The organism is Streptococcus acidominimus (assembly GCF_001921825.1).
In the GTDB taxonomy this organism is placed as follows: domain Bacteria; phylum Bacillota; class Bacilli; order Lactobacillales; family Streptococcaceae; genus Streptococcus; species Streptococcus acidominimus.
Window position 1 is genome coordinate 21,838 of record NZ_MSJL01000007.1, and the last position, 12,341, is coordinate 34,178.

A 12,341-nucleotide genomic window follows, 5' to 3' on the forward strand; every position below is an offset into this window, starting at 1 on the left:
TTTCAGCCTACTTCCTAAAAGTATCCGTAAGCAAGTAAACCTCGCAACGGCTTCGTCTCTTTTTCGCGCAGAGTTTAGGGCGTGTTCAATTACTCAAGATACGAGGGGTGTAAAAAACGAATGTACCTGGAGAGCATCCGCATCTGTAAAGCAGGCATAGCCTGAACAGATACGGTAAAAATAGGAAATACGATGAGTGAAAAGCCCCAGTGGAGTTTTTCAGCCTACCTCCTAGGGAGCGTTTGCTCCGCAACCGTCTATTTCTCGCATGTTATGCCTTTAGAGCTAGTTAAAGCAAGAACATCTGCGTTTTTCCCTACCTCTTCCGTATCAATAAAGTGGAAACAATTTGTAATCGCTAAAATATATAAATGTGCAAGGAAATTATAATCTTTCCAGCCCTGCTAGACATTGTCGGAGATTCAGTACGCTTGTGTTAACCTTATCTTTTTGAGAATCCAATAAGGAACAAGTAAAGTGATAGCTTTATCGTCTTTTATGACCCTTATAGGTGGTGTTGGGGGAGCTGATAACAACCACCATTTGCAAAAATAGCAAAAAACTTGTAAGATAGTAAGGATGAACAACACAGGAGGGTCCTTGTGACAAAAAAGGAAATCACTATTAACAATTACAATGACGACGCGATTCAGGTCTTAGAGGGTCTGGATGCGGTTCGAAAACGTCCCGGTATGTACATCGGTTCAACCGACGGGGCAGGACTTCATCATCTGGTCTGGGAGATTGTGGACAATGCGGTTGATGAAGCCCTATCCGGTTTCGGTGACAGGATTGATGTCACCATTTATAAAGACGGAAGTCTTAGTGTTGCTGACCACGGACGGGGAATGCCAGTCGGTATGCATGCGATGGGGATTCCAACGGTAGAAGTTATTTTCACCGTGCTTCATGCTGGAGGAAAATTTGGCCAAGGTGGCTACAAGACTTCAGGCGGTTTGCACGGGGTGGGTTCTTCGGTCGTCAATGCCCTATCCAGCTGGTTAGAAGTGGAAATTACCCGTGATGGAGCTGTTTACCGTCAGCGCTTTGAGCAGGGCGGAAAACCCGTAACAGGTCTTGAAAAAGTTAGCACAGCTCCCAAGTCCAAATCAGGTACCAAGGTTCGTTTCATGCCAGACAGCAGTATCTTTTCAACGACTGATTTTAAGTACAATACCATTGCAGAGCGTTTGAATGAGTCAGCCTTTCTCTTGAAACAAGTGACCTTAACACTGACAGACGAAAGGACAGGCGAGGAAAGCCAGTTCCACTATGAAAACGGTGTACAGGATTTTGTCAGCTACCTAAATGAAGACAAGGAAACCTTGACCCCAGTGCTCTATTTTGACGGCGAGGAGGGAGGCTTCCAAGTCGAAGTGGCACTTCAGTACAATGACGGCTATTCAGACAACATCCTCTCCTTTGTCAACAATGTTCGCACCAAGGATGGGGGGACCCACGAAACAGGTCTTAAAACGGCGATTACCAAAGCCATGAATGACTATGCTAGAAAGACGGGTCTGCTCAAGGAAAAGGATAAAAACCTAGAAGGATCCGACTACCGTGAGGGCTTAGCTGCCGTCCTGTCGATCCTAGTTCCCGAGGAGCATTTGCAGTTTGAAGGGCAAACAAAGGATAAGCTCGGTAGCCCCCTTGCTCGTCCAGTAGTTGACAGCATTGTCTCTGACAAATTGACCTTCTTTCTCTTAGAAAATGGCGAACTGGCTTCTAATCTCATCCGTAAGGCTATTCGCGCCAGAGATGCGAGAGAAGCTGCGCGCAAAGCCCGTGATGAAAGCCGTAACGGTAAGAAAAACAAGAAAGACAAGGGGCTTTTATCAGGGAAGTTAACCCCTGCCCAGTCGAAGAATGCGGCTAAAAATGAACTCTATCTGGTCGAGGGAGATTCAGCGGGTGGCTCTGCTAAGCAGGGGCGGGATCGTAAATTCCAAGCCATTTTACCCCTAAGAGGAAAGGTCATCAATACTGCCAAGGCGAAAATGGCGGATATTCTGAAAAATGAAGAAATCAATACCATGATCTATACGATTGGGGCGGGTGTCGGTTCGGACTTTAACCTAGAAGATGCCAACTACGATAAGATTATCATCATGACTGATGCGGATACGGACGGCGCCCATATTCAGACCCTCCTCCTGACTTTCTTTTACCGTTATATGCGCCCGCTAGTGGAGGCAGGCAAGGTCTATATTGCCCTGCCACCTCTTTACAAGATGAGTAAGGGGAAGGGCAAGCAGGAAAAGATTGCCTACGCTTGGTCGGATAACGAGCTTGAGCAGCTCCGCAAGGACTTTGGCAAGGGGGCAATCTTACAGCGCTATAAGGGACTGGGAGAGATGAATGCGGATCAACTCTGGGAAACCACTATGAATCCAGATACGCGTACTCTTATCCGCGTGACCATTGAAGACCTAGCCCGTGCTGAGCGTCGCGTATCGGTCCTTATGGGAGACAAGGTTGAACCTCGCCGTAAATGGATTGAGGACAATGTCACCTTTACCTTGGAAGAAAGTGGAGTATTTTAGCAGAGTACGTTTATTAGACCGCAGAATCCTAATGATGCTGATACAGATAAAATATTGAGGATATAAAATGGACTGGAAATTAGAAACAGATGTCAATGACTGGGTAAAAAGTCAGTTTGCACGAATTGGTTTAGAGAAACATAAAGACTATAATGAAGAATCGAGTATGAGTGACTATCTAAAAGAGGCACTGAAAGGTTCTGCGAAAACCGCGACTAAGACTCATTTTGGAAAACCAGATTTTCATATTGAAAAATACAAAGTTCCTGTGATTATTGAAAATAAACTAGGTCTCAAAAAGCTAGTCTCAGAGACAAAAGAGGGGATTAAGACGGACGAAAAGTCTATACAGGCTTTTGCAGTCAATGGAGCCTTGAATTATGCCCGTTTTGTGATTGCTTCGGATAAATACAAAGAGGTCATTGCGATTGGTGTGGCTGGTGATAGTGAAGAAAACGTCACAATAAATGTCTACTATGTTTTTGGTTCAGCTCCTAACGCCTATAAAAAAATGTCAGGGGTTTCAACTTTGGATTTCTTGGAAAATAAAAACTCTTTTGAGGAATTTTACAAGGAAGCTATTCTGACAGAAGAAGAAAAACATCAAATTTTGATTGATAGTCAAGCAGTTTTACAGTCTTATGCTAAAAAGCTCAATCGCTTGATGCACAATCATAATATTACAGCTCCTCAACGTGTTCTCTACGTATCTGGTATGCTTTTAGCCATGCAAGAAGTGGTCGATAAGAAGGGAAATCACGTAGATGACGGTTTAATTCCAAATGATTTAAAAGGCATACAGTCAGATACGAAGCGCGATGGTAAGAAAGTCGTTGATCAGATCAGAACATTTTTAGATGAGCGTGCCATCGCCCCTGAAAAAAGAGACCTCATGCTATCTTCTTTCAGTGAGATTTCCAAAGACAGCCAGCGAGATGAGTTGACAGAAAATGATAAAGAAGTGGCTAAATTTATCAATAGAAAATCATCTGTTACTAGACAAATTTTTACCTTTATCTACGAATATATTTTTAAATCTATTGACGGTTTGGGTGGTCATATTGATATTATGGGGGAGATGTATTCTGAATTTCTGAAGTATGCTCTTGGAGATGGGAAGGAAATCGGAATTGTCTTAACACCCCCATATGTAACCAAAATGATGGCACAAATCTTGGATATTGATAAAGATAGGAAAGTCATGGACTTGGCGACAGGATCAGCTGGCTTCCTTATTTCAGCAATGGAGCTCATGATAGAAGATGCCAACCGTAGTTATGGCAAAGGAACAACTAAGGCTGAAGAGACCATCCTAAAGTTAAAGAAAGATAATCTCTTAGGAATCGAATTAAATGCCGAGATGTATACACTGGCGACAACCAATATGATTTTGCGTGGTGATGGTTCTAGTCGTATTGAGAAAGGTTCCGCTTTCAATCGCCCAGAAAGTCTTTTTGATCATTTCAAAGCTGACCGCGTATTGCTTAATCCTCCTTTTTCTTATCGTGAAAATGGTCTCCCTTTTATTGAACATGGCTTGAATAAGATGAAAAAAGGTGGTCTAGGAGCCATCATTATTCAAGACAGTGCGGGTTCGGGAAAGGCGGTTACAACAGCGCAAGCAATCTTAAAGAAACATACGCTGTTAGCTTCTATTAAGATGCCTGTTGATTTGTTCGTCCCCATGGCAGGGGTACAGACTTCTATTTACATCTTTAAAGCCCATACCAAGCATGACTTTGAAAAGGTTGTCAAGTTCATTGACTTTAGAAATGATGGCTATAAACGTGCGAAGCGGGGAATATCAGAGATTGATAGCCCGACAGAACGCTATCAAGACATTATTAAAATTTATAAAGCAGGAAAGCAGGCCAGAGTGCTTGCTGACTGGGATTTGGAAAAAGCCTACATTGAAGACTTTATCACCGATAAAGGAAATGATTGGAATTTTGAACAGCATCAAGTCATTGATACTAAGCCAACGATAGAGGACTTTAAAAAGACAGTTGCAGACTATCTCTCTTGGGAAGTTACCCAGCTTCTACAACAAAGAGGAGAAGACCTCTCAAAAAAAGTGTGAGCCCCAGATTGGCAAAGTTGGAAGATGATTTTGCCAAAGCTGGGGGAGAATGGAGAGAAACTAGGGTAGGAGATTTGTTTGATATACGTCCTACAAAGAATTATGGATTGACCAATCAAAGATTGTTTGAAATGAGAGGAAATACTCCGGTTGTAGTTAATTCAAGTCTGAATAACGGAATAGGTGGATATGTAGATTTAGAACCAACCGAAAAGGGAAACATCGTTACATTTTCAGATACAACAACATCAGATAGTATTTTTTATCAACCGAATGATTTTATTGGCTATTCTCATGTTCAAGGAATGTTTCCTTATATTAAATGGTCTAAACATTCGTTGCTTTATTTTGTTATCTCATTTCGCGCAGCAACTCGAGGTAAATTTGATTATGGAAATAAATTTAATCGGGATAGGGCGAAAGAAGTTATTGTGACTATTCCATATAAAAACAAAGAAATAGCATTTCAATATATGGAAAACTACATTAAGACGCTCGAGGCTGAACGCATCGAGACGCTCGAGGCTTATCTAACAGTCACTGGATTAAGAGATTATCATCTAACTAAAAATGATGAAGAAATACTTGACAAGTTCGCAAAACTCTCCGATACTAAGAGTAGAGTAGAGGAATGGGGAATTTATGCTATTTCGTCATTATTTAGTAAACTAGATTTGAAATGTCGGCGGAAGGATTTTGACAAGATTCGGGACACATCAAAAATACCAACTGAAGAATTTAATCTTCCACTAGTAAATGCTAAGATTGGAGATAATGGTGTGATGTTTTATGGTCGAGAAGAAGATTTTGATACTGCAGAGTTAACGATTGATATTATCAGTAATGGTGCAGTAGCAACAGGAACTGTCTATCCTCAAATTAAAAAGGTTGGTGTCCTTTGGGATGCCTATCTGCTGAAATCGAAGATTGAAGTTGATAGGCATCCGTTGATATTTTTATCAACCTCCTTAGAAAAATCTATTAAACAACGGTTTGGTTGGGAAAATAAAGCTGTTTGGAACAAGGTACAGAAAGAAAGCATTTCACTCCCATCCATAAACGCTAAACCTGACTACAACTTCATGTCCGATTTTATCAAAGTCATTGAAAAACTTGTCATCAAGGATTTAGTAGAATGGACAGATAGGCAGATTGAGGTGGCGAAAGAGGTAGTAGGACATGTATAAGTTTTGTTATGAGGAGAAATTGTTGGAAATTGAAAAATTAATAGTAGGCTATACACAACTAAAGCAGTTGGCAAGTAGTGAATTAAGTTTTATTTCTATTTCTGAAAATATGATAAAGACGATTGAAAACTCTCTTGTGATTGCGATTTATTCCTTATCAGAACAATTATTAAAGGATAAGATTTATAGAGTTTTAAGCGTTCGATTTGATACAAATGAGCAGACACCAAAAGATAAGTATATTTTGAAGCAAATGCCACCAGAGCGCTATTCGGTAACACCTACTTTGTCACGAATAAGACAAGAATTAAGGATATATTATCCCAGCTTTACATTATACATGCCAAAAATTATTTCAAATTATAAAACCTCATATGAAAATTTAGTGAACGCTAGGCATGATTACGCACATGCTAATAACCATACTCAAAATATTGACTTTGATGCTGCTAAAAAATTTGTAGAATATTTGAAATTACAGTATGATGACATTGACTATCAAAACTATATTTTGAAAATTAAGAAATTGTATACATATTTAAAACATTACAACAACAAAGATACGTTTCAAAATTTTAAAGGGCACTTTGAAAATAAATCTGACGAGATTGAACATTTAGTAGTGGAAATTGAAGAATTGTATAATGATGATGCTCGTTATGACTTAGATTATCTGAACGATATATACGAACCATTAAAAGAGGTCTATACTATACTTAAGGGGATAACAGAGGAAAGTTTTTCTGATGATATTGAGGAATTTAAAGAACTCTTTACAACTATCTAATAGTTGACTACAAATTAAACATACATAGGAGTGACTATGTCAAACATTCAAAACATGTCCCTTGAGGATATCATGGGAGAGCGCTTTGGGCGCTACTCCAAATACATTATTCAAGAGCGGGCTCTGCCTGACATTCGTGATGGTTTAAAACCTGTACAACGGCGGATTCTTTATTCTATGAATAAGGACGGCAATACCTTTGATAAATCTTATCGAAAATCAGCCAAATCTGTCGGAAACATCATGGGGAATTTCCACCCGCACGGTGACTCGTCTATTTACGACGCTATGGTTCGTATGAGTCAGGACTGGAAAAACCGTGAGATTTTGGTGGAAATGCACGGGAACAACGGGTCCATGGACGGGGATCCGCCAGCTGCTATGCGGTATACCGAGGCACGCTTATCTGAAATGGCAGGCTACCTGCTAGAGGATATCGAAAAGAAAACCGTTCCCTTTGCTTGGAACTTTGACGATACGGAAAAAGAGCCGACTGTCTTGCCTGCCGCCTTTCCCAATCTATTGGTCAATGGGGCGACAGGAATTTCAGCGGGTTATGCGACCGATATTCCGCCCCACAATCTCTCTGAAGTTATTGATGCGGTCATCTACATGATTGATCATCCGACGGCGAAGGTGGATAAGCTCATGGAATTTCTACCGGGACCAGATTTCCCGACAGGAGCTATTATCCAAGGGCGTGATGAAATCAAAAAAGCCTATGAGACAGGGAAAGGGCGCGTGGTTGTACGGTCTAAGACCGAAATCGAACAGCTAAAAGGTGGCAAGGAACAAATTGTTGTCACAGAAATTCCCTATGAAATTAACAAGTCTGTTCTGGTGAAAAAGATTGATGATGTGCGGGTCAATAATAAAGTGGCAGGGATTGCAGAAGTTCGAGACGAGTCGGACCGAACGGGCTTGCGGATTGCCATTGAACTCAAAAAAGATGCCAATCGCGACTTGATTTTGAACTACCTGTTTAAATATACGGACTTACAGGTCAACTATAATTTCAACATGGTGGCAATCGACCATTTCACTCCGCGACAAGTTGGACTTGTGCCGATTTTGACTAGCTATATTGCCCACCGCAAAGAGGTTATCTTGGCTCGCAGTCGCTTTGATAAGGAAAAGGCTGAAAAACGCCTCCACATTGTCGAGGGTTTGATTCGTGTTATCTCGATCTTGGATGAGGTCATTGCGCTGATTCGGGCGAGCGAAAACAAGGCAGATGCCAAGGAAAACCTCAAGGTCAGCTATGACTTTACCGAGGAGCAGGCAGAAGCTATCGTGACCTTGCAACTCTACCGCTTGACCAATACAGACGTGGTGGTTCTGGAGGAAGAAGAAGCGGAACTCCGGGAGAAAATTGCCTATTTGGCGGCGATTATCGGTGATGAACGAACCATGTATAACCTCATGAAAAAAGAACTTCGTGAGGTCAAGAAGAAGTTTGGGAATCCGCGGCTCAGTGAACTGCAGGATACAGCCAAGGCTATTGAAATTGATACAGCTAGCCTCGTAGTTGAAGAAGAGACCTATGTCAGCATCACCAAGGCGGGCTATATCAAGCGCACCAGCCCTCGTTCCTTTGCGGCTTCCACGGTTGAAGAAATCGGCAAGCGTGATGATGATCGCCTCATTTTCATGAGTGCGGCTAAGACCACCCAACAGCTCTTGATCTTCACCAACCTCGGAAATGTCATTTATCGACCTGTCCATGAATTATCGGACATTAAATGGAAAGAAATTGGGGAACATATCAGCCAGACCATTTCTAACTTTGAAGTGAGAGAGGAAATGATCTATGCGGAATTGGTGGATCAATTTGAAGCAGGTGTCTATGTAGCTGCTACTAAAATGGGGCAGATTAAGCGTGTTGAACGCAGTGAGTTTAGTCCTTGGCGGACCTATAAGTCCAAGTCTCTCAAGTTTGCCAAATTGAAGAATGACGAGGATCAAATCGTTATGATAGCGCCTGTTCAGCTGGAAGATGTTATGCTGATCACGAAGAACGGTTATGGGCTTCGCTTTAACAGTGAGGAAGTACCAGTTGTTGGTGCCAAGGCAGCAGGCGTTAAGGCGATTAACTTAAAAGGTGACGATAGGGTGGTTGCGGCATTTCTCGTCTCAAGCAAGGCCTTCTATCTCTTGACCCAGCGTGGTGCCCTGAAAAAAGTAGCAGTGGATGACATTCCAGCAACCAGTCGTGCCAACCGTGGTTTACAGGTCTTACGCGAATTAAAGACCAAGCCCCACCGCGTGTTTGTCGCAGGGATAGTCCAAGGTGAGGCAGTTGATTTTGACTTGTTCCATCAAGTCGAAAAGCTAGAGGAGAGCCAGATCTTAAAAGTGACGTCAACCTCTGGTCGCGTATATGAAGTAAGCCTTTCGGATCTTTCTTTTTCAGAACGTACCAGCAATGGTAGCTTTATTTCAGACACGATTTCAGACGAAGAAGTCAAGGATGCCTATATCCTGTAAAAATCAGCCTTGTGCTGGTTTTTCTTTCCATTAAATTGTCTGAAAATTGAAAAATAATACTTGAAAATATCGAAAAATGGTGTACAATAGTAAGCACATCGTTTAAAAGGAGAAGTCTATGACCGTATCACTTGACTGGGAAAATCTAGGGTTTTCCTATATGAAACTACCCTATCGTTACGTAGCGACCTATACAGATGGAAAATGGAGTGAGGGCAGTTTGACAGAGGATGCGACCCTCCATCTGTCCGAATCCTCGCCAGCCCTCCACTATGGCCAGCAAGCCTTTGAGGGGTTGAAAGCCTATCGGACTAAGGATGGGTCTATCCAACTCTTTCGTCCTGATCAAAATGCTGAGCGCCTGCAACGGACTGCTGACCGCCTCTTGATGCCACGGGTACCGACAGAGATGTTTGTTGAAGCCTGTAAAGCCGTGGCGCGTGTTAATCGCGACTACGTTCCCCCTTATGGAACAGGAGGAACCCTCTATCTGCGACCGCTCTTGATTGGGGTCGGTGATATTATCGGGGTCAAGCCCGCAGAGGAGTATATTTTTACAGTCTTTGCAATGCCGGTTGGCAATTATTTCAAGGGAGGACTTGCTCCGACCAATTTCCTCATTCAAGACAAGTATGACCGTGCAGCGCCTCATGGAACCGGGGCAGCCAAGGTCGGTGGAAACTATGCCGCTTCGCTCTTGCCAGGTCAATATGCCAAGAAAAAAGGTTTTTCTGATGTGATTTATCTTGATCCTGCAACCCACACCAAGATCGAAGAAGTAGGTTCTGCTAATTTCTTTGGTATTACGAAAAATAAGGAATTTGTCACGCCGATCAGCCCTTCTATTTTGCCTTCTATTACCAAGTATTCCTTGCTATACTTAGCGGAACACCGTTTGGGACTGAAAGCTGTTGAACGGGAGGTACTGGTGGATGAATTGCCAGAATTTGTTGAAGCAGGTGCCTGTGGAACTGCGGCTGTCATTTCTCCAATTGGTGGCGTACAGCACGGTGAGGATTTCCATGTATTTTACAGTGAGACAGAAGTTGGACCGATTACGCGCCGCTTGTATGACGAATTGACGGGGATCCAATTTGGTGATCTTGAAGCGCCAGAAGGCTGGATTGTAAAAGTAGATGAAAACTAGGGCTTGGACTTGCAAGCTCTATTTTTTTCGTGTAGAATGGAGGAAGTGAGGTTTGCTATGAGTAAGAAAGATAAAAAAATTGAAATCCAACTAGAAGAAAGCAAGGTACAAGTCAAGGGAGAGCAGTTTCCTGGTTATACATTAACCATTGGTAAAAAGGTTATCGGTGAGATTGCAGAACTGGCAGAGCATCATTTTGCTGTCGTAAAAAATGGAAATGCAGAGAGTTTTTATAAAAAGCTCGAAAAAGCTGTCGGAAATGTTATTGAAAATTACAATTTGCACCATTAACCTCTTGTAATAGTCACTTTTTTATGCTAGAATAGTGACTGTTAGTGCTGAGGAGAGATAGCGAAGAGGCTAAACGCGGCGGACTGTAAATCCGCTCCTTCGGGTTCGGGGGTTCGAATCCCTCTCTCTCCATATCCTAGAGATAGAAAGGATTTTAAATCCTTAGGAAAAAGGTGACTGGTGTAAAGTGTCTACACTCAAGGAAGTCTGTCTGTTTTCCAATGAAGTTCATACCCAATGCCTTTCAACCGAGGCTTTGGATAAGGACTTTATCCTATCAATATTGGGGTATAGCCAAGCGGTAAGGCAAGGGACTTTGACTCCCTCATGCGTTGGTTCGAATCCAGCTACCCCAGTCAAGGTATTAGGAAGGTTCCCTAATTCGTCAAAGATGCTCTTTTGTTAGTCCTTGCGTGTGCCTTAAATAAAATATATTTTATGTTGAGTCGAAAGACTTGATTGTCGGAGGTTTTTTTATAATGAACGAATTTGAAGATTTGTTGAACAGTGTAAATGAAGTTGCACCTGGTGATGTGGTAACTGCAGAAGTATTGACAGTTGATGCTGGTCAAGCTAATGTAGCTATCGCTGGAACTGGTGTTGAAGGTGTCCTCACTCTTCGTGAGTTGACAAACGACCGTGAAGCTGACATCAACGAACTTGTAAAAGTTGGTGAATCGCTTGAATTGCTTGTACTTCGCCAAGTAGTTGGTAAAGATACAGACACTGTTACCTATCTTGTATCTAAAAAACGTTTAGAAGCACGCAAAGCATGGGACAAACTTGTTGGACGTGAAGGTGAAGTCGTTACTGTTAAAGCAACTCGCGCAGTAAAAGGTGGACTTTCAGTTGAATTTGAAGGTTTACGTGGATTCATCCCAGCTTCAATGATCGATACTCGCTTCACTCGTAACACTGAACGTTTTGTAGGTCAAGAATTTGATGCGAAAATCAAAGAAGTTGATCCAGCAGAAAACCGCTTCATCTTGTCACGTCGTGATGTGGTAGAAGAAGTAGCAGCAGCTGCGCGTCAGGAAGTATTTAGCAAATTGACTGTTGGTGAAAATGTAACAGGTAAAGTTGCGCGTATCACAAGTTTTGGTGCTTTCATCGACCTCGGTGGTGTAGATGGACTTGTTCACTTGACAGAATTGTCACATGAACGCAACGTATCACCTAAATCAGTCGTAACAGTTGGTGAAGAAGTGGAAGTAAAAGTACTTGCGCTTGATGAAGAAGAAGGTCGCGTATCCCTTTCATTGAAAGCGACTACCCCTGGACCATGGGATGGCGTTGAGCAAAAATTAGCTGCTGGTGATGTCATTGAAGGTAAGGTAAAACGCTTGACTGACTTCGGTGCTTTCGTAGAAGTATTGCCAGGGATTGACGGACTTGTACACATCTCACAAATTTCACACAAACGTGTTGAAAATCCAAAAGATGCACTTACAGTTGGTCAAGATGTAACAGTTAAAGTTCTTGAAGTAAATGCAGCAGATGAGCGTGTATCCCTTTCAATCAAAGCCTTGGAAGAGCGTCCAGCTCAAGCTGAAGGCGAAGCGAAAGCTGAAAAACGTGATTCACGTCCACGTCGTCCAAAACGTCAAGAAAAACGTGATTTTGAACTTCCAGAAACTCAAACTGGATTCTCAATGGCTGACCTTTTCGGCGACATTGAATTGTAATAGATGGCTTGCCCTGCGCAAGTCTTTCTCTTGCCGTCCTTAGTGTAATGGATATCACGTAAGATTCCGGTTCTTGAGATGGGGGTTCGATTCCCTCAGGACGGATGATTGAACATGGAAAGCCTTGGAAC

General features: G+C 42.3%; 8 protein-coding genes and 3 tRNA genes. All 11 read left to right on the forward strand.

The window, feature by feature from the left end; genetic code table 11:
* Positions 1 to 602: 602 nt before the first annotated feature.
* Positions 603 to 2,546 (forward strand): DNA topoisomerase IV subunit B, encoded by a 1,944-nt coding sequence (gene parE, locus BU200_RS02380; protein WP_075098644.1) that lies wholly within the window; start codon positions 603 to 605, stop codon positions 2,544 to 2,546.
* Positions 2,547 to 2,613: 67 nt separating this feature from the next.
* A complete protein-coding gene (locus BU200_RS02385; RefSeq protein ID WP_075098645.1) occupies positions 2,614 to 4,626 on the forward strand; it encodes an HsdM family class I SAM-dependent methyltransferase in 2,013 nt (670 codons plus the stop codon).
* A gap of 8 nt (positions 4,627 to 4,634) precedes the next feature.
* The gene (locus BU200_RS02390; RefSeq protein WP_158015089.1) at positions 4,635 to 5,813 is read left to right on the forward strand and encodes a restriction endonuclease subunit S; all 1,179 of its coding nucleotides are present in this window, start codon (positions 4,635 to 4,637) and stop codon (positions 5,811 to 5,813) included.
* A 22-nt stretch (positions 5,814 to 5,835) separates the two neighbouring features.
* The gene (locus BU200_RS02395) at positions 5,836 to 6,600 is read left to right on the forward strand and encodes a hypothetical protein (protein WP_142237013.1); all 765 of its coding nucleotides are present in this window, start codon (positions 5,836 to 5,838) and stop codon (positions 6,598 to 6,600) included.
* 36 nt (positions 6,601 to 6,636) lie between these two features.
* A complete protein-coding gene (gene parC / locus BU200_RS02400; RefSeq protein WP_075098647.1) occupies positions 6,637 to 9,087 on the forward strand; it encodes a DNA topoisomerase IV subunit A in 2,451 nt (816 codons plus the stop codon).
* A 118-nt stretch (positions 9,088 to 9,205) separates the two neighbouring features.
* Positions 9,206 to 10,234: a branched-chain amino acid aminotransferase gene (locus BU200_RS02405; RefSeq protein WP_075098648.1), complete on the forward strand. Its 1,029-nt coding sequence runs from the start codon at positions 9,206 to 9,208 to the stop codon at positions 10,232 to 10,234.
* 57 nt (positions 10,235 to 10,291) lie between these two features.
* A complete protein-coding gene (locus BU200_RS02410; RefSeq protein ID WP_075098649.1) occupies positions 10,292 to 10,525 on the forward strand; it encodes a DUF2969 domain-containing protein in 234 nt (77 codons plus the stop codon).
* Between the two features lie 51 nt (positions 10,526 to 10,576).
* Positions 10,577 to 10,657, forward strand: a tRNA-Tyr gene (locus BU200_RS02415).
* 152 nt (positions 10,658 to 10,809) lie between these two features.
* Positions 10,810 to 10,881 (forward strand) — tRNA-Gln (locus BU200_RS02420).
* Between the two features lie 123 nt (positions 10,882 to 11,004).
* Positions 11,005 to 12,210 carry a 30S ribosomal protein S1 gene (rpsA, locus tag BU200_RS02425; protein ID WP_075098650.1) on the forward strand — a complete coding sequence of 402 codons (1,206 nt, stop codon included), beginning with the start codon at positions 11,005 to 11,007 and terminating at the stop codon, positions 12,208 to 12,210.
* Between the two features lie 33 nt (positions 12,211 to 12,243).
* A tRNA-Arg gene (locus tag BU200_RS02430) sits at positions 12,244 to 12,315 on the forward strand.
* Positions 12,316 to 12,341 lie beyond the last annotated feature (26 nt).